A 19213-nucleotide genomic window follows, 5' to 3' on the forward strand; every position below is an offset into this window, starting at 1 on the left:
AGTACTGATTTCAGATGATCATTTTAGACATGAGGTTGCGTTGCAACGGCTTCATAGTAGCGAAATGATTATGAAGAAGGCCCTTTAATTAGCCTCTTCTATTCTTAGTCCAATAGAATGAACACCGGCCAGCGACTCACTACGCATATACTGCGCAACTTTAAAAGTGTATTCACCAGGTTGAGGAAAAGAGTAGTTTTCCAGGATAGTAGTTGACGATTGGTAGATACTATTGCCTTTGCCCAGGGGCTTACCCGTAATCTCATCGAATAATGGAATGTTTACTAACTCTGTAGCTAACTCTTCACCATTTTGATTGACAAGAAAGTAAGTAATGTAGAGGTTCTGGTTGGGGTAGTTAAGGTCGTTTCTTAGTTTAAAGATAATGTCTTTGGGGTCCGTGTCATTAATTTGAAAGACGAACTCAGGCATTACATCCATATGCCATGTTTTAGATCCAAAGCTGGAATCATCTTCAAATACTCGGCTTGAGTCGCAAGACCAGATCAGCAGAAAGAAGCTGAAGAAAAGGTACTTAAGATTTTTGGTCATTGTTGGGTTTATTCTTCTTTCTGAAGTTTCTCTTCTTCCTTTTCTGTTGAGGTTTCCCGTGCCCCTGGTTTTCACCTTTGGCTTGTGCCTTGGGTTGTTGAGGGTGCTTTTGCCCTTGTGGGTTAGGTCCCTTCTTGCGTGGGTTACCCTTTCCTTTTCGTTTATTATTTCTCTTTTTAGCGTCTTTCTTTTTGAAGCGCTCATCCATTCGCTCCAGATCGCTATTGATACTGTTTTCAGCCGGTTCAATATTGAGACGATCTTCAGTTAGGGTATCAGGTACCTCACCCTTCTTGTTGAGCTCGATAATCTCTTTTACCCTTTGTGTGGAAATAGGGTGCCAGGTGTTTTCTTCACCATAGTTGAACCACATGATCTTGCGGAAGATGTCAGTTTTCTGAAGCCTGGCTTCACCATTGCTGGTTTTAATTTTGGTGACTTCCGGAATATCTTCCAAAGCTTCCATGTAGGTATCCAGCTCATAATTGAGGCAGCATTTCAGGCGACCACATTGGCCGGACAGCTTGCTTGGATTGAGGCTGAGGTTTTGGTATCGCGCTGCCGAGGTAGAGACACTCTTGAAATCAGTGAGCCATGTAGAGCAGCACAGTTCCCGTCCACAAGAACCAATTCCGCCCAGGCGGCTGGCTTCTTGTCTGAGACTGATTTGCCTCATTTCTACCCTGATTTTAAACTCAGCAGCCAGTACTTTAATGAGTTCTCTGAAGTCAACACGATCGTCAGCTGAGTAGTAGAAAGTGGCTTTGGTATTGTCTGCCTGAAACTCAATGTCGGTAAGTTTCATATTCAGCTTTTGCTCCAGAATGATGTTTCTGGTGCGATATAAAGCCGGCATTTCGCGGTTTCTTACCTGATCGAATTTCTCCAGGTCTTTCAGTGTAGCCTTGCGATAGATCTGGCGGACTTCTTCATTGTCTTCTATGTTCTTCTTCTTCATTTGAAGACGAACTAATTCACCTTGCATGGAAACATGCCCCAGGTGATGTCCACCGGGAACATCGACAATGACGGCTTCGCCAGTGACCAGTTCGAGGTGATTTTCGTTCTTGAAGAATTCTTTGCGACCGTTTTTGAACCTGACTTCAACAATGTTGAACTTCTCGTGAGAGGGTTGATCCATATCAGACAACCAGTCGAAAACATTGAGTTTATTGCAGCCTCCGGTAGCGCAGCCACCATTGTTATTACAACCTGCTGTTTTTCCTTCGACACCTGTTCCACAACTGCTACAACTCATATAATATCGCCAAAAGGCCTTATTACTTACTGATTGATTAATTTCAATATATCCTGACCAATATCTCTTCTATGATATTCATCTTGCCAGGAAATTTTGCTGACACCATTATAAGCATTTTCCAGTGCTTTTTCTACTGAATCACCTTTTCCGGTTACAGCGAGCACACGTCCGCCACTGGTAAGCACTGCCTTGTCATCTCCGCTTTTGGTACCTGCATGGAAGACAGTCGCTTCATTCACCTCATCAATGCCCCTAATGGCATAGCCTTTAGGGTAGCTACCAGGATATCCACCAGACACCATCACAACAGTGGTGAAGGCTTCATCGTGAGTGGTATATTCGGTTTGTCCCAGGGTGCCATCGGTAGTGGCCAGGAGTAGATCGAGGAGATCAGATTTGATTTTAGGTAACACTACCTGTGTTTCCGGGTCACCCATACGCACGTTGTACTCAATGACATAAGGGTCACCGTTTACATTCATCAACCCAATGAAAATGAACCCTTTGTAGTCTATACCTTCCGATTTTAGTCCATTCACTGTTGGTTTGACTACCCTGTCTTCCACCTTTTGAAGAAAGCTGGCATTTGCAAAAGGCACTGGTGTTACAGCTCCCATACCCCCCGTATTCAGTCCGGTATCACCTTCACCAATCCGTTTGTAATCTTTGGCTTCAGGTAAGATTTTATAGTTTTCTCCATCGGTTAATACAAAGACAGAAAGCTCGATTCCATCGAGATATTGTTCAATAACTACTCTGCTGGAAGCTTCTCCGAATTTGGCATCGACCAACATTTCTTTCAACGTTTCTCTAGCCTGTTCATGAGATTCGGCAATGATTACCCCTTTACCGGCAGCCAGTCCATCGGCCTTTAATACAACAGGAAGCGGATGGCTTGATACATAGTTCAAACCTTCTTCAAGGGTAGCTTTGGTAAAGGTGCGTGAACGTGCAGTGGGCACCTGATGTCTCTCCATGAACTGTTTAGAGAAGTCTTTGCTGCCCTCTAACTGAGCACCTTCTTTGGAAGGGCCTACCAGTCCGATTTCCGCCAGTTGGGGGTCAGCCTTAAAGTAATTGGAAATGCCATTGACCAATGGATCTTCCGGCCCCACAACTACCAGGTCAATATTCTCCTGCTTTACGAAGCTGCCTATTCCCTCAAAATCATTGACAGCCAGATTAACATTGGTGCCGACTGCTGCAGTACCTGCATTGCCGGGGGCAATAAACAGGGCTTCACATCTGGGGCTTTGCGCAATTTTCCAGCTGAAGGCGTGTTCTCTGCCGCCACTTCCCAAAACAAGAATTCTCATGGATAAAGCTTTTTTATTAAAGATGTCAAAGGTAATTAATCCGTCCCGAAGCTAAGAAATCAACTTGGCTTAAATGATGAAAAATTCGAAAGGTCAGAAACAGGTGCTTGGATTAGTTAGCATGTTCTGACAGGAATTTGATACGCATCAGGCGCATATCATCCTCGGTAATGTCTTCTCCATCGAATTCGTCCATGGCATCCTGGATATTATCGGAGTCAGCATCAAGGAAGTAGTCCATTATTTCATCCTGTAAGTCCTCATCAACGATGTGTTCGAGGTAGTAGTCCAGGTTCAGTCTGGTTCCGGCAAAGCAGATAATTTCCATTTCGTCAATGAGCTCTGCCATTGACCAGCCTTTTTGTTCTGCCACTTCTTCAAGGTCAATTTTTCTATCCACCTGCTGGATGATATAGATTTTGTTTTTCGACTTGTTCCCTGAAGATTTGATCACCACCACATCTTCAATATCAATCTCATTGTCTTTGACATACTGCTTGATCAGTCGAAGAAATGACTGTCCAAACTTTTGGACTTTCCCCATCCCGATGCCATTTACATTGGCCAGTGCCTCATCGGTAGTAGGGTAGGTGGTGGCCATCTCCTGAAGAGAAGGGTCCTGAATAATGACATATGGAGGGAGGTTTCTCTCTTTGGCGATTTTCTTTCGCTCAGCTTTCAGTAGGTCGAAAAGTGTCTTATCGAATGAATTGCCCAGATTTGGTGAGGCAGGAGTTTCATTATTCTCTTCTTCAGTATCGTCTACATCACTAAAGTCTAGGTCTTTAGTGAATTCTACATAATGAGGGTTTTTCAGGAAGTTCCTGCCCTTATCGGTCAACTTGAGCGTACCGATGTTCTCAATGTCTTTTTCAACAAATTCATTCAGCAAGGTCTGACGAATCACGGATTTCCATAAAGCATCATCTTCAGACTTACCGGTTCCATAAACAGGTAGTTTGTCGTGGCCATAGCTTTTGACATACTGGTTGGCCGAACCTCTGATGACACTAACCAGGTGTCCCATGCCGAATCTTTCTTCGGTTTGTTGAACGGCCTCGACTGTGGTCTTTACATATTCCTGGCCATCGAATTTCTCTCTTTCGTATTTGCAGTTGTCGCACATGCCTGATTCCTTACAGGCAGTGTCGTCATATTCTTCTCCAAAGTAATGGAGGAGTTGCTTCCTTCGACAGACGGCCGATTCTGCATAAGAAGACATTTCTTCCAATAGAATCTTGGCGTTTTCTTTCTCAGTGACAGGCTTGTCTTTGTTGAATTTCTCGAGCTTCAGAATATCATTGTAGCTGTAGAACATGACACACTGACCTTCGAGGCCATCGCGGCCCGCTCTTCCTGTTTCCTGATAATAGCCCTCCAGCGATTTAGGTACATCGTAATGGATAACGAAACGCACATCAGGCTTGTCAATTCCCATACCGAAGGCAATAGTAGCTACGATAACATCAACCTCTTCATTGAGGAAGTCATCCTGGTTTTTCATTCGAACAGAGGGGTCGAATCCGGCATGATATGGTGCGGCCTTAAAGCCATTGACCTGCAGGAACTGGGCTATTTCTTCTACCTTTTTTCGGCTGAGACAATAGATGATACCTGATTTGCCCTGGTTTTCCCTGATGAATTTGATCAGTTGTTTCTTGATTCCCTTCTTAGGCCTTACCTCATAATAAAGGTTTTCGCGGTTAAAGGATGATTTGAATAAGTCTGCACCCTCCATCTGTAAGTTGCGCTGAATGTCCAGCTGAACTTTTGGAGTGGCCGTTGCAGTCAGGGCTATGATAGGAATATCTCCCAGTTGATTGATAATAGACTTAATTCTTCTGTATTCAGGTCTAAAGTCATGACCCCATTCTGAGATACAGTGGGCTTCATCGATGGCTGCAAATGATACTTTCGCCTGTCTGAGAAAGTCTACATTTTCTTCTTTGGTCAGTGATTCAGGTGCTATATAGAGCAGTTTAAGCTCACCTGCCAAAGTTGCTTTTTTGATTTTGTTGACTTCAGATTTGGATAGGGTTGAATTGAGGAATCTGGCACTTACCCCAACTGCGTTCATCTGGTCTACCTGGTTTTTCATCAGAGCGATGAGCGGAGAGATCACTATGGCAGTACCTTCCTGCACAATCGCAGGCATTTGGTAGCACATGGATTTCCCTGCACCCGTAGGCATAATGACAAAAGTGTTTTTGCCAGCTAATATGTTCAGAATGATTTTTTCCTGATTTCCCCTGAATTGATCGAAGCCGAATACTTCTTTGAGCTTTGACCTTAAGACGTCTACACTTACCATATTAATCTGTCTAAACCCATTTGGAATGAGACCATTACTTATATTTGTCGCACAAATGTAACCTGCGTTTCAATTGAATTTAAGCAAAAATATTCAAACAATAGCCAAAGAAACTCTGCTCAAAGAGGCGGATGCCATTAAAAACGTGATTGACTATATAGACGAAGAATTCGAGCTGATAGTTAATGAAATTCTGAGCATGAAGGGCAGGCTTGTGATAACCGGTGTCGGCAAAAGTGCAATTATCGCCAATAAGATAGTTGCAACGCTGAATTCGACCGGAACACCAGCCATTTTCATGCATGCTGCCGATGCCATTCATGGCGATTTAGGGATGATCAGAGAAGAGGATTTGGTGATGTGTATATCGAAAAGTGGTAACACCGAAGAGATTAAAGTATTGCTGCCTCTGCTCAAAAGAACCGGGGCCAGAATTATAGGAATGGTCAGTAACCCTGATTGCTATGTGGCCAGGCATGCCGATTTTGTCATTAGGGCGATCATTGGAGAGGAGGCTGATCCTAATAACCTGGCGCCAACCACAAGCACCACAGTTCACATGGCTGTGGGCGATGCTCTGGCTGTAAGTCTGTTGTGGGCGAGAGGATTTACCTCAGAAGATTTTGCCAAATATCACCCGGGTGGGTCACTTGGAAAACAGTTGTATTTGAGAGTAGATGATATCTATCCGAAGAATGAATTACCCATTGTTCAGGAAACTGACTTGGTAAAAGACAGTATTTTAGTAATTTCAAAGAAGCGTTTAGGTGCAGCCGCAGTGGTGAATACCCAAAACGAACTGGTTGGCATTTTTACCGATGGCGACCTCCGCAGAATGCTGGAAAAGCATGATGATTTCTCATCGATTAAGATTGGTGAGGTAATGACCAGCAATCCTAAAACTATTAACAAGGGTGAGTATGCCATCAGGGCACTCAACAAAATGCGTCAACACGACATCAATCAATTGATTGTTGTTGATCAGCAAAAACAAGTAGCTGGCTTTCTGCACATCAGTGATCTTCTCAACGAAGGAATAGTATAAAAATGGCACAGAACTATGTAGTAATCATGGCTGGCGGAATCGGAAGCAGATTCTGGCCTTATAGCCGTGCGAATAAACCCAAGCAGTTTTTAGATGTATTAGGTACCGGCAGGTCATTAATCCAAATGACTTATGATCGGTTTTTGAATATCTGCCCAAGCGATAATATCTACGTAATTACCAATAAGAGTTACTACGACCTGGTGAAGGAGCAACTTCCCGATCTTAGCGATGATCAGATTTTGTTGGAGCCAATTGGCAGAAACACTGCAGCAGCGGTAGCCTATCCGGCTTTTAAAATCAAGCAGAAGGACCCTGAAGGAGTAATGATTGTAGCACCTTCAGACCATGTAGTCTTCAAAGAGAATATTTTTGAGGAGAACCTCAGTACGGCCATTAATGCCGCTCGTGGCAGTGAGAAGCTGATCACATTGGGTATTGTACCAAGCAGACCTGAAACAGGCTATGGCTACATTCAGTACCATTCAAGCCCTCAGGAAAAGGTGAAGCGGGTAAAGACCTTCACCGAAAAGCCTGAGCTTGAGCTGGCACAGAAATTTGTCGAAAGCGGTGACTTTGTGTGGAATGCAGGTATATTCATCTGGTCTATCGAAACCATTACCAACGCCTTCAACAAATACCTGAAGGATATTGCAGTCATCTTTGAAGAAGGGCAAGACAAGTACTACACGAATGCTGAGCAGGACTTTATAGATGAGGCTTACACCCAGTGTAAGAGTATTTCTATTGACTATGGTGTGATGGAAAAGGCGGAAGATGTCTACATGGTAAAAGGTGAGTTTGACTGGTCCGATCTGGGTAGCTGGGATTCACTGCATGAAATCAAGGATAAGGATGCTCATGGCAATGTGGTCGATGGTAATGCTCTCTTGTATGACTCTTCTAACTGCTATGTCAAAGGACCAAAAGAAACACTGATCGTAGCTCAGGATCTGGATGGTTATCTGGTGACTCAGTCAGATAATGTGATTCTCATCTGTAAGAAGGATGCTGAGAAGAAATTCAGAGAGTTTCTCAACGATGCAAAGGAAAAGGGAGCTCAGTTCAGCTGACCTCTGAATTCCCTAAAGTGGACTTAGTCGCACGAATAGTTTAAGTTGATTCACTCATCCTTTATGGCCGGGATAGAGGTTGTATATCTACCAGGTCAGCCTCTTTGTCTTAAAGCTTCATAGATAATGACTCCGGTAGCAACAGATACGTTGAGTGACTCAATTTGTCCATGAATCGGCAGTTTCACATGAGCATCTGACAATTTCAGGTATTCAGGTGAAATTCCATCCTCTTCAGAGCCCATCATAATGGCAATAGGTCCTGAGAAGTCTGCCTGATAAACCAGATCATCTGCCTTTTCAGAACAGGCCAATACCTGGATACCATTCGATTGAATTTCCTGGATGGTGGTTTTGAGGTTTTCAACCCGACAAACCGCAATGTGATTTAATGCACCTGCCGAAGTTTTCATAGCATCGGCACCCAGCTGAGCAGTATTTCTACTCGGAACTATAATGGCATGCGCTCCGGCACATTCTGCTGTTCTGGCAATTGCCCCAATATTGCGCACATCGGTTATTCTGTCGAGGATAATGAGCAGAGGATTTTCTCCTTTGTTGTATGCCTCGGTAATTACATTGTCCAGCGAAGCATAAACCACAGAAGACAAATAGGCCACAACTCCCTGATGGTTCTTTCGGGTAACCTTATTAAGCTTTTCCAGAGGTACTTTCTGTACCGGAATGGAATGTGCCCTGGCCATACTCTGGAGTTCCAGAATCAGCTCATTTTTAATGTCTTTCTGAAGCAGGATCTTATCGACTTCTTTGCCGGCTTCTATGGCCTCTATGACGGCTCTTGTGCCATAGATGAAGTCAGTTGGTTTATTTGAATTCATTCAATTATTCTTCCGGTTCTCCATTGAGAGACAGCCAACATCCAGCTTTCTCTGTAGCGCTTACCACGGATCAGTTTATAACGGGTGATACCATCTTCATAAACTATATCGAAGATGAACCTGATACGGCCTCCTTCTTCTGAAGGGAAGACCCATAGCTCGGTTTTTTCGTTGCGGAAAACCTGGATAGGATTTCCAAAAACCTGGTATACCATACCCCTATCGGTTTTCCAGCCTTCACGATCTTCTGTGAATAGTCTTGCTGATTTTCTGATGCGCCTGAAGTAGTATTTAATAAAGTCTTTTGAAATGCGTTCGTTGGCGGAGATGGTGTTGTTGACAAATTCTTCGAATGCGGAGCGGACATCGTCAGATTCCCTCATGTCTTTGTACTCATCGTTGGTGCTTACATAGATAAGAGGCTGGATTAATTCCGGATATTCCCCAAAGTACGGATAGTACTCATCGGCTACCAGCACTTTGTAGCTCAGGTCAGGATAGTCCGAAGCATTAATGGTATAGAAGCCTTCATTGTAGAATTCAAAAACTTCTCCTTCGGTAGTACCATAGAGGGTATCAAGTGCAGTCAGACTCGGTTCATTCCTGTTCACCTCATCAAAAGGTGGAGGAGCAATGCCGCGATTATTTTCAACACCTGAAATCTCGTAATTCAGCGACTCATCAAATGGACTCATCAGTCTTACCTGATAGTTTCTGTTAATGTATTTGGAGAAGAATGGTATGTCTTTGTCTTTTTCGAAAATCAGAAAGGGGGTGGGCTTGATATTGCCTTCTACAAGAGGGACATCAAGGTAGAAATGTTCGTCTCTTACGACATTATAAATGTCTATAACCATCAGTTTATCATTTTCTTCCTTGAAGAATTCCAGTTCATAGGTGAATTGCCGGAAGGCTACATCGACCACCTGTGTAGTATCAATTTTGACACTGCCAGAAACGGGCTTTTCATCGATGTAGCTGTTTCTGATATCATAGCTCAACTGATAGTCTGAAATCCTCACGTTGCCATTATTGAGCATAAAATTGAAATATACCTTATAATGGTTGCCCAGTGCAGCTACTTTATACCTGGTTAGAAATTCATGCTCCTGATCATATAAATAGCTCAGTTCTGCCGAACTCATGCGTTGTTGAGCACTGAGTAGGGTAGAGGTTAATAATAAACTGAGCGAGAGTAGATATTTCATAACCAGCCTTTCCGTCAAATTTAAGAGAAATGAGCTTCCGGGGAACAAATTTGAGTGAATTCGGCAGAATCCCCTAATTTTGGCCAAATTTTCAATATGGCTACGTACACCACAGAAATTGCATCAGATACTATTCCTTCAGATAACCCAATACATCAGCGTTTGTTGCAGGCGTATTATTTGGCTAAACCCTATGTGAAGGGAGATTTACTGGAGTTAGGCTGTGGCGAAGGCCGTGGGGTGGAGCTGCTAAGCCCGTTGGCAGATAGTTACCTGGCCCTCGATAAGATTCAGGAAGTGATCGATCGGCTAAGACAGAAATACCCTGATGTCTCTTTTGAACAGGCAGTTTTTCCACCATTTAGTAAGCTCAAGGACAACAGCTTTGACTCAATAGTCAGTTTTCAGGTGATTGAGCATGTGAAAGATGATGCTGGTTTTCTGAAGGAAATACACCGTGTGCTTAAACCTGGCGGTGTTGCAGTGCTTACCACTCCTAATATTAAAATGACACTGACCCGGAATCCCTGGCATGTGCGCGAGTATACAGCTGGTGAGCTCACGCAACTAGCTTCCAAATACTTCTCTAAAGTGACGATGAAAGGAGTGGGAGGGAATGAAAAGGTAATGGCCTACTATGAGCAGAATAAGAAGTCAGTTGAGAAGATTACCCGCTTCGATATTTTCAATCTGCAATACAGGTTACCTGCCTCTTTACTGAGGATTCCCTATGATATTCTGAACCGGGTGAATAGAAATAAGCTCAACACAGCCAATTCAGGATTGGTAGCTGAGATTGTACATGATGATTATGTATTAACCGAAACAGGAGAGGAAGGACTTGATTTGTTCCTTATTCTGGAAAAGTAGATTGGACTTAATCCTGTTTGCCGGCAATATTGTTGAGTACTTCCATCAATTTTTTCTCATGGAGTTCTCTTATTTCTTCTATCGACTGTTGTAAGCGAAGGACTTCTTGTTTCAATATTTGTTCTTCTTCCGTTTTGCTGGGGCTGGTCAGAATTTCGAGAAGTCTTTGCTTAAGTTCTGCAGGACTGTAGTAGTTGGCCAGGGGTTCATTCACATAGTTTTCACCCACTAACATTTCGCCTTCTCCCTTGAGCAACCAGTAGGGGTTGATATCCGGGTATTGAACAAAGATTTTGTCCAGGTACTTCATGTAAAGGTCAGAGTCGTTTTTAATGGCCTTTCCCATGGCACCATTCGACATCCCCACAGCGATTTCAAACTTTCTGACAGAAATCCCTTTATGCTTTATAAAATCACTGAGTCTCTGAACAATAGAGGACATTGAAATTTATTTAGAATAAAAACTAATAAATTGTTTATTTTATAGATTAATATCTATATATTTGTAGTGTGAATACACGAATACAATGATACAAAATTGGCTTGGAAAACTATTCATTCTGAAATGAGGATAGACTTGTGCTATTAGAATCAGGTATGGAAAACAATAAAGACGAAAACAAAGCCAAGCTTGGTAAACCTTTGGTGATCAGGCTATATCAGGAACAACGCGAATTACTGGAGCACCTGATGAAAGAAGAAAACAAGGCTCTGGTAAACGATGGACTTCAACCTAAGTCTTCATCTGAGTATGCAAGACTTGTATTTCAATCTGGTTTGGAGTCATTGGGGCTTAAGAAGAGGTAAGGTCTTATAGACCTTAAAGGAACATTAAAATTTTTCCGGTGGAAAAGCTTAATGGACAGTCCCAGGGAGACTCACTTGTTTCCAGGTCTACTTTCGAATCTAGGATTACTTTTCATTTGATGAAAGACTGTTATGATCGCCTGATCTCTGATTTAGGTGATGTGAAGGCGGGTATACAAATGGAAAGGGCCTGGAATCTGATTCAGCAATTAATGCGAGATAAGAGAGTGAGTAGCCCTACCTATGCAGCTGCTCTACTTTTTCAGAGAAATAACTATGACCGACTGTTGCATACACAATGCTATGCTGCCATTTACTGGAAGACCCATGTATTTACTGAATAGCTAATGCGGGATTCCATCAGACTCAATTAAACTGGACATTATTGTGTGTGTGTTATGGGAAGGCCAATCCGATTGGAAAGGCCTTCTCTTTTTTTGTGGTGATTTGAATTCTTAGAAATCACTTCTGTCAATATTCATCCTAACCTGTTGTTCGGTCAACATTTCACCAACACGGTTGGCTTCTTCTGTTTTGCCCCGCTCTTCCAGTAAGATTTGAATATATCTAAGTCCTCTTGACTTATTTCGGAAGTTAATATCATAGCGCATCTTATTCTGCTGGTAGGTGAGCTCATCATTGAACTGCTCAGCCATTTCCATGGCCATCTCTGTTGCTTTGTCAATCTCACCAATACCGAAATATCCTTCAACAAAACCTACCATCGACACATCGTATGGAACAGCCTCAACAGGCATTTTCTCCATTCCGAAGTCAAGGACCTCCTTGGCCCTAATGGTGTCACCTTGCATAATCAGTGCTTCTGCTAAGGAGCTTACTGCTGATCTATGGTTTTGAACAAAACCTCTGTAATCTTCATTGAGGTTGGCTGATGGATCATCGAGACCTCTGAATTGCATCTTGTTCATCAGGTTATCATACATGACATCGGTATTCACCATTTCGCGCATTCCCTGAGGTTTTCTGATAGGTAACAGTCTGTAGGCCATACCCTCCTGAACCAGGTAAGGGTCTGCATTCCAGTTTAAGCTGTTTACAGAAGTATAGTTGAAGTAAATAGGTCTCTCCCAATTGTTCTGCACAATCAGGTCGAACAACATCATTTGACCCTTGTCTACGGTTCTGGACATTACCTCGCCCTGAGAGTTTCTCTTGAACTCGAAGAACATACGATCAGTCAGATAGGGCTTCAGGTGATCTGGCACCAAGCCCTTCGCAAGTATGCTTGCTGTATCTACAGGCATGTTAAGTGATTCGGCTGGAATGATCATAAATTCATCTCCCGCACCAGATGACCTCTTGAATTGCGGAACATCTCTTTTTACTACGTCAATGTAGTCCTCAAGATCAATTGACTGACCTTCGAATTGAGGCTGTTCGAGTACATAAAGAAAATCATTAGTGCCCTGTCTGTAATTGTCGATAGTCAATGAGTAAGGAAATGCTTCGGAGTCGTTCATCTTGGTGGCAGTCTGAGAGATATACCAGTCAGTGGCATAATAACTCAACACGACCACGCGCACATCTGTACGGAATCCTTCAACCTCCTGAATATACCAAAGCGGGAAAGTGTCATTATCACCACCGGTAAAGAGTATGGCATTCGGAGCACATGAGGCCAGGAAGTTTCTGGCAGAGTCTACAGAGAAATATCTGTTGGAGCGGTCATGATCGTCCCAGTTTTCGGCAACCAGAATGATAGGTGCTAAAGACCCAAGTGCCAGGGTTCCTATGACCAGTGATTTGCCTCGTTTGGCTAGGGCGCTACCAATGGCAATCATTGACAGACCAATCCAAATGGCAAAGGCATAGTAAGAACCGGCATAGATATAATCCCGCTCCCTTGGTTCAACTGGCGGGGAATTCAGATAAATTACCAGTGCCACACCGGTAAGAATAAACAACATCAGCGTTGCACTAAAGCCTTTAGGGTCCCGGTTGAATTGGAAGAAGAAACCAATCAGCCCGAGGATCAACGGAATCATATAGTACTGATTCCTTCCCTTGTTATTCAGGATTACATCGGGTACTCCTTTATTGCTAGAGACCGGGCTTAACCAGTCTGCATCCTGAATGTCACTTTCACGTCCTGAGAAATTGAAAAGGAAATACCTGAGGTACATATGTCCAATTTGATGTGAGAACATGAAGCGAATGTTGTCTCCAAAACTTGGAATCTCATTCGGACGAACTCCAGTGACCTGCATGTATTTTTCCGCATGACCCGGAGCTGAGCTCCACATCCTTGGCAGGAAGGTGGTGTAGCGTGAATCGTATTCATAGTCCAACTTGTGGTCGGCTACCTTGTAAGAATCTTCGGCTTTGTAATAAACAGGAGCACCTTCGATATAGTCCTTCACCGGAGCATTAAAGTATTGACCATACACCAAAGGACGGCTTCCATACTGTTCACGCTTAAGGTAGGATACAAAGGTCATTACATCCTCAGGGTTATTCTGGTCAATCGGTGGATCAGCTCTTGATCTGATTAGGATCAGTGCATAACAGGTGTAACCTATTAGTACAAAAGCCATGGAAAGAATGAGGGTATTAAGATTCACCATATCACGTTTTACAGTGAATCGGAGTCCCCAGATAATGGCTGCAATCACCAGTAAAGTCAGAAACAAAGCGCCTGAACCGAATGGTAACCCAAAAGTATTCACAAAGGTGATTTCAAACTTACCGGCAATACTTGGCAGACCGGGAATAATGAATGAGTTGATAAAGAGTACCAGGAATAGACTGAAGCCCAGGGCTGCAATACCTCCCAACCAGGTGGGCTCTTTGAATTTCTTGAAGTAATAGATGAGGCCCAGAGCGGGTAAGGTTACTAATACCTGAAGGTGCACACCGGTCGAAAGACCAATCATATAGGCAATGAACAGAAGCCATTTGTTAGCCCTGCTCTCATCTTCTACCAATTCCCATTTGAGGATGGCCCAGAATACTACTGCGGTAAAGAAGGAAGACATGGCATAAACCTCGCCTTCAACTGCTGAGAACCAGAAAGAGTCGGTAAAAGCAAATGCCAGTGCACCAACTGCACCAGCACCGGTTAGTAATAGGGTTTGCAAAGAGGTTTCTTCTCCCAGCTTCGCCTTCAGTATTTTTCTACCCAGAAGAACGATAGACCAGTAGAGAAAGAGAATGGTGAATGCTGAAGCCATGACACTGGCCATATTCACCCAGTAGGCTACTTTGGTGACGTCTCCAAATGACAGAAAGGAGAATAATCGACCAATTAACATAAACAGTGGAGCACCAGGAGGGTGAGATACCTCTAATTTGTAGGCTATGGCAATAAACTCCCCACAATCCCAGAAGCTGGCGGTCCTTTCAACGGTAAGCACATAGGCAATCATTGATATCACAAAAACTGCCCAGCCTGTGAGATTATTAATCTTCTTGAAATCTGTCATTTAAAACCTATTTAAGGCGTGAAAATAGTAAAAATATGATAGGGCTCAGGTTAAAAATTATTAATCGGGGTCAAATTGAAATTTGCCTTCAATTATTAATAAACGCTAATGTAGAACCAAAGCCACAGTAGAAAGAGTGGAACGTAAGAAGTGGCGACTATGGCATTGGCTACTGATTTTTTCTTACGGGCGGCAAAGTCAACACCATAACTGAGTACTACCCAATAAATAATTTCGAATACATTCAGCTGTTGATTGGCATACCAGAATTGGTCCCGTACCTCATTGTGATCGAAGAAGTTCATATAAGAAAGTGGGTAGAATGCAGTATAGTCCCAGTAAGTCGGGTCAGTTTCTATAAACAGGAACCAGAAAATTTTGATGAGTGTAGGTACAAAAAAGACTACCTCGGCTATCATGGCAATGCTCCAGCACTTTTTGTAAGAGACATTATAGCCCCACATAAAACAGCCCACCCATAAGATAAAACCTACAATGGTAAATTTGAGTCCGTAGACAACCGGAATGCTCAACATTTTAAATCCGGCAATGATTCTGAATATCAAAGCTTGCGGACCTTCCAGAAATTTAAATGCCGCGATTTCGTTAACTATGGCAGTCTGTTGTACATAGACCAGCAGGAAGTAGATGAGGCATAGCGCAACAAAAAAGAAAAACTTGTTGAAGCTGGTTAACTCTCTAACTTTCAGTTCCAGTGGACTATATTCTCTTGGCATTCGAAACTATTTAGGGTAAAAGTACGATTTAAGGACGAAGCCTGTAAGAAATTTGTGTCAGTGCATGGCTATTGGATTAAGCGGCTGTAATTTTGCCTGAATACTGATAATGAAGAAATTAATTTACATAGGTCTGTTGATATTCGGAGTGCTTGCCTTTAAAGCACCCAAAGCTGTGGCTGCTCAGACCCCGGGCGATTCAACAAATTACTTGCTGCTCAACATGGCTTTGCAGTTGCAGATCACCGATGCAGTAGACAATATGTACAACTTCAAATTTCGGGAAGCAGAAGTTGAATTCAACTGGATTAAATACAACTACCCCGAACATCCCCTAGGATACTTTCTATACGGCATTAGTACCTGGTGGCAAATGATGCCTAATCTTGATAAGGAGTCTCCATTAGGCGAAGAGTTTTTGGCCTATATGGATTCTACCATTATGAAGGCAGAAGCTATGTACGATCGGGATGAAGATAATATTGAGGCCGCTTTCTTTTTGGCCGGTGCTTATGGCTTCGAAGGAAGGTATCACTCAGAAAAGAAAAACTGGATGAGGGCAGCTGGGGCAGGAAAGAATGCCCTGAAATATCTCGAAATCACTCAGGGCAATGAAAGCTTTAGTCCTGAAGTACTGTTTGGAGATGCACTTTTCAACTATTACTCTATTTGGATTCGAGAGAATTACCCCATGTTAAGGCCGGTACTTTTCTTCTTTCCCAAAGGAGACAAGGAGCTGGGCCTGAAGCAGCTCGATGAAGTTTCCAAAAATGCCTTTTACACCAGAATCGAAGCCATTTATTTCCTGATGAGGATTAAGGCTTTCGAGAGGGATGAAACCTACGATGCACTAAGGCTGGGAGAAGATATGCACAAGAAATATCCCGATAACCCATACTTCCATCGATTCTACGCGCGAATGCTCTACACCACAGGTCAGTATGATGCTGCGGCTAAGCAGTCAGCCGAAATTTTGAAAAGGATTGAAGCAGGAGAGACCGGCTATGAAGAGGTCAGTGGCCGATACGCCAGTTTCTACCTCGGTCATATGAGTAAGCTGAGAGGTAATCAGGAAGAAGCCAGGAAATATTTCCGTCAGGTAATTGATTATACGGAAAGCCTGATTGATGAAGAAGATTCAGGCTATTATCTCTATTCTCAGATGTACTTAGCTGAGTATGAAGTGGAGGAAGGATTGTATGATCAGGCCCTTGATCGCATCGACATTATTCGCGATAATACCCGTAGGAGAGATAGTCTCAATGAAAAGGCCAGGGAGCTGAAGAAGGTGATTCGAAAACGGACATAATTCTGCTGAAGGTTTCTTTGTTTTCTTTTCTAAAATATTCTTCGATATTTATACATTTGTACCGAATTATATTTTGTCACTAACTTTTATACTGTGAATCTCAAACTAGATAAGATTGATAGAAAGATCCTCGACATCTTACAGTCGAATGCGAAAATCACGAATGCGCAGCTTTCTAAAGAAATCGGGCTCTCACCTGCCCCAACTCTGGAAAGGGTTAAGAAATTGGAAAATTCAGGTATCATTAAGAGTTACCACGCCAAATTAGATACCGATAAGATTGGTATGGGAGTGAGCACTTTTGTGTATGCCACACTGAAAGGTCACAACAAACACAATATTGAGATCTTCCTCGATGCCATTAACAAAATTGATGAAGTCATTGAGTGTCATCACGTGACTGGCTCAGGCGACTTTGTGCTGAAAATCATAGCGAAAGACATTGCCTCATATCAGCAATTGATGCTTGAAAAAGTAAGTGATATTTCTGTGGTAGACAACTTGCAGTCTATGGTCATCCTCTCTACATTTAAGGATAGCAAAGTGATGCCAATCCCTGAATAGATTGTATGCAAAACACCCAAAAAAGAATTCTGGAAAAAGCTCAGATTGATCAGATCATTCGAAGAATGGCCTATGAGATCTATGAAAATAACTACGATGTCAAAAAGATATTCCTTGCAGGAATCGATAGTAATGGAGTAAAGATTTCCGAAATGATTAAAAAGGAAGTCAATGCCATTTCAGACATTCAGGTAGAGCTGATCAGAATAGATATTGATAAGGATGCGCAGAGTCAGCCTGTAGTAAGCTTCTCCAAAGAGCCCGATGTTCCTAATTTCACTATGGTGGTAGTAGATGATGTGCTGAACTCTGGCAGAACAATGGTGTATGCACTTGATCCTTTTCTAAAAATGCCTGTGAGAAACATTCAGACAGCGGTCTTAGTTAATAGAACTCATAAGCGTTTTCCCATAGCTGTAGATTATAAGGGGTTTGAATTGGGCACCACCATTGAAGAGCACATTCATGTTAAGCTGGATGAAGAAGAATATTCAGTTTATCTATACTAACTAACAAACCAAAACATACTTTATGGACAAGGAACAATTACAAGATTTATGGAATAGCATATCTGACATGGTTTACCAATACGGTTTGAAGATTGTCGGAGCTATTGCTGTATTAGTCGTTGGACGAATCATAGTAAAGGCAATCGTTAAGAAATTCACGAAGACCCTACAGAAGAGAGAGGTCGACCCAACGATTATTCCAACCATCAGGGGAGTTGTTAATGTAGCACTTATGGCTGCATTGATTTTCGCGGTAATAGGCATTGTTGGAATCCCGACTTCCGGTTTTATAGCCGTGTTTGGTGCGGCAGGTCTGGCCATTGGTTTGGCACTGCAGGGCTCACTATCAAACTTTGCCGGTGGAATTCTTATTCTTACCCTCAAACCTTTTAAAGCGGGCGATTTTGTGGAAGTGAATGGTGAATCGGGTACAGTGCACTCGGTTACAATTATCAATACCATTCTCAAGACTCCCGATAACAAAACAATTTATCTGGCCAATGGATCAGTTGCTGGTGCTAACATCACCAACTTTACCCTTGAGCCTAAAAGAAGGTGGGATAAGGTTTTTGGAATAGGTTATGAAGATGATTTCGACAAGGCAAAGAAAATCATCATGGATTTTCTTGAAGCCGATGAAAGAGTACATAAAGATCCTGCTCCCTTTGTAAGAGTTGGAAATCTGGGAGACAGTAGTGTAGATATTACCGTAAGAGCCTGGGTAGATACTGCAGAATACTGGAACCTGAACTGGGATATGATCGAAAAAGTGAAGAAAGAATTCGATAAACAAGGTATCTCCATTCCGTTTCCTCAAAGAGACGTACACGTCTACAATCATTAGTTTATACCAAGTAATTACTCATAAGGGAAAAGCAAAACCATGCATTCAGGTGTTGAGTTTTGCTTTTTTCTTTTGGGCTGAATACTCATACGAATACTTCAATAATTTAAATTTTCTATTTAAGACTTTCTCATTTGAGTTTTAGTATTAAATTGTTATAACGATTTAAACTTAAAATAAAAATGAAAAAAGTACTACGGTTTGTTTTGGCCCTGTCATTGCTGATTTCTGGGGTTCCCCAGCTGAATGCTACCTGTACAGTGCGCGTTTCATGTGGGTCTAATGAAAATGATTTTATTGAATGTTCGGGAAGTGGTTGCAAGAGAAAAAAGAACAAATTATTTCCTGGTGACAGTTGGGTTATGTGTGATGGAGTAAAGACCTACTGTGAAGGACCAACACCGGAATAGGAGATTCTTTTAATCATACGAGCTGATGCAGACAACGGTAGAGTTGAAACTAACTATTGTTATTTCTGTGTGTTCCCTTTTCACTTTGTTCTCATGTTCTGTAAAGTCTACTGAT

The 19213-nt window shown here is 42.5% G+C and carries 18 protein-coding genes; 9 read left to right on the plus strand and 9 right to left on the minus strand.

What is annotated here, in order from left to right; all coding sequences use genetic code 11:
- Positions 1-84: 84 nt before the first annotated feature.
- The 4 genes from ACOOEY_RS13420 to recQ all read right to left on the minus strand — a co-directional run bounded on the left by ACOOEY_RS13420 (position 85) and on the right by recQ (position 5440).
- Positions 85-552 (minus strand): gliding motility lipoprotein GldH, encoded by a 468-nt coding sequence (locus ACOOEY_RS13420; RefSeq protein ID WP_420385232.1) that lies wholly within the window; start codon positions 550-552, stop codon positions 85-87.
- A complete protein-coding gene (locus tag ACOOEY_RS13425) occupies positions 536-1810 on the minus strand; it encodes a PSP1 domain-containing protein (RefSeq protein ID WP_420385233.1) in 1275 nt (424 codons plus the stop codon). The genes ACOOEY_RS13420 and ACOOEY_RS13425 overlap by 17 nt, the downstream gene beginning before the upstream one ends.
- 26 nt (positions 1811-1836) lie before the next feature.
- Positions 1837-3129, minus strand: coding sequence for a phosphoribosylamine--glycine ligase (purD, locus tag ACOOEY_RS13430; protein WP_420385234.1), 1293 nt, complete (start codon positions 3127-3129; stop codon positions 1837-1839).
- A 112-nt stretch (positions 3130-3241) separates the two neighbouring features.
- The gene (recQ, locus tag ACOOEY_RS13435; RefSeq protein ID WP_420385235.1) at positions 3242-5440 is read right to left on the minus strand and encodes a DNA helicase RecQ; all 2199 of its coding nucleotides are present in this window, start codon (positions 5438-5440) and stop codon (positions 3242-3244) included.
- A 73-nt stretch (positions 5441-5513) separates the two neighbouring features.
- Here recQ and ACOOEY_RS13440 point away from each other — a divergent pair, with 73 nt between their 5' ends.
- The gene (locus ACOOEY_RS13440) at positions 5514-6485 is read left to right on the plus strand and encodes a KpsF/GutQ family sugar-phosphate isomerase (RefSeq protein ID WP_420385236.1); all 972 of its coding nucleotides are present in this window, start codon (positions 5514-5516) and stop codon (positions 6483-6485) included.
- Positions 6486-6487: 2 nt separating this feature from the next.
- On the plus strand, positions 6488-7558 hold the full coding sequence (locus tag ACOOEY_RS13445) for a mannose-1-phosphate guanylyltransferase (RefSeq protein ID WP_420385237.1): 1071 nt from the start codon (positions 6488-6490) through the stop codon (positions 7556-7558).
- A gap of 95 nt (positions 7559-7653) precedes the next feature.
- Here ACOOEY_RS13445 and rlmB read toward each other — a convergent pair whose 3' ends face one another.
- Both rlmB and ACOOEY_RS13455 read right to left on the minus strand, forming a co-directional pair.
- On the minus strand, positions 7654-8397 hold the full coding sequence (rlmB, locus tag ACOOEY_RS13450) for a 23S rRNA (guanosine(2251)-2'-O)-methyltransferase RlmB (protein WP_420385238.1): 744 nt from the start codon (positions 8395-8397) through the stop codon (positions 7654-7656).
- Positions 8394-9605 (minus strand): GWxTD domain-containing protein, encoded by a 1212-nt coding sequence (locus ACOOEY_RS13455; RefSeq protein ID WP_420385239.1) that lies wholly within the window; start codon positions 9603-9605, stop codon positions 8394-8396. The genes rlmB and ACOOEY_RS13455 overlap by 4 nt, the downstream gene beginning before the upstream one ends.
- Before the next feature lie 96 nt (positions 9606-9701).
- Between ACOOEY_RS13455 and ACOOEY_RS13460 the strand changes: the two genes are divergently transcribed.
- Entirely contained in the window at positions 9702-10475 is a 774-nt protein-coding gene (locus tag ACOOEY_RS13460; protein WP_420385240.1) for a class I SAM-dependent methyltransferase, read from the plus strand.
- Positions 10476-10482: 7 nt separating this feature from the next.
- Here ACOOEY_RS13460 and ACOOEY_RS13465 read toward each other — a convergent pair whose 3' ends face one another.
- Positions 10483-10917, minus strand: coding sequence for a hypothetical protein (locus ACOOEY_RS13465; RefSeq protein ID WP_420385241.1), 435 nt, complete (start codon positions 10915-10917; stop codon positions 10483-10485).
- Between the two features lie 155 nt (positions 10918-11072).
- On the opposite strand from ACOOEY_RS13465, the gene ACOOEY_RS13470 reads away from it, so the two are divergent.
- Both ACOOEY_RS13470 and ACOOEY_RS13475 read left to right on the plus strand, forming a co-directional pair.
- The gene (locus ACOOEY_RS13470) at positions 11073-11282 is read left to right on the plus strand and encodes a hypothetical protein (protein ID WP_420385242.1); all 210 of its coding nucleotides are present in this window, start codon (positions 11073-11075) and stop codon (positions 11280-11282) included.
- Positions 11283-11320: 38 nt separating this feature from the next.
- Positions 11321-11626 (plus strand): hypothetical protein, encoded by a 306-nt coding sequence (locus ACOOEY_RS13475; RefSeq protein ID WP_420385243.1) that lies wholly within the window; start codon positions 11321-11323, stop codon positions 11624-11626.
- A 111-nt stretch (positions 11627-11737) separates the two neighbouring features.
- Here the strand turns inward: ACOOEY_RS13475 and ACOOEY_RS13480 are convergent, their stop codons facing one another.
- Complete coding sequence (locus ACOOEY_RS13480; RefSeq protein ID WP_420385244.1) at positions 11738-14725, minus strand: DUF2723 domain-containing protein; 2988 nt, start codon at positions 14723-14725, stop codon at positions 11738-11740.
- Positions 14726-14820: 95 nt separating this feature from the next.
- Complete coding sequence (locus tag ACOOEY_RS13485) at positions 14821-15462, minus strand: hypothetical protein (protein ID WP_420385245.1); 642 nt, start codon at positions 15460-15462, stop codon at positions 14821-14823.
- Between the two features lie 109 nt (positions 15463-15571).
- On the opposite strand from ACOOEY_RS13485, the gene ACOOEY_RS13490 reads away from it, so the two are divergent.
- The 4 genes from ACOOEY_RS13490 to ACOOEY_RS13505 all read left to right on the plus strand — a co-directional run bounded on the left by ACOOEY_RS13490 (position 15572) and on the right by ACOOEY_RS13505 (position 18688).
- Positions 15572-16771 (plus strand): tetratricopeptide repeat protein, encoded by a 1200-nt coding sequence (locus ACOOEY_RS13490; RefSeq protein WP_420385246.1) that lies wholly within the window; start codon positions 15572-15574, stop codon positions 16769-16771.
- A gap of 93 nt (positions 16772-16864) precedes the next feature.
- A complete protein-coding gene (locus ACOOEY_RS13495) occupies positions 16865-17335 on the plus strand; it encodes an Lrp/AsnC family transcriptional regulator (protein WP_420385247.1) in 471 nt (156 codons plus the stop codon).
- Positions 17336-17340: 5 nt separating this feature from the next.
- A complete protein-coding gene (locus ACOOEY_RS13500; RefSeq protein ID WP_420385248.1) occupies positions 17341-17844 on the plus strand; it encodes a phosphoribosyltransferase family protein in 504 nt (167 codons plus the stop codon).
- A gap of 22 nt (positions 17845-17866) precedes the next feature.
- Positions 17867-18688: a mechanosensitive ion channel family protein gene (locus tag ACOOEY_RS13505; RefSeq protein ID WP_420385249.1), complete on the plus strand. Its 822-nt coding sequence runs from the start codon at positions 17867-17869 to the stop codon at positions 18686-18688.
- The last annotated feature ends 525 nt before the right edge of the window (positions 18689-19213 follow it).

The sequence above is a fragment of the Roseivirga sp. genome (assembly GCF_965216855.1).
In the GTDB taxonomy this organism is placed as follows: Bacteria; Bacteroidota; Bacteroidia; order Cytophagales; family Cyclobacteriaceae; genus Roseivirga.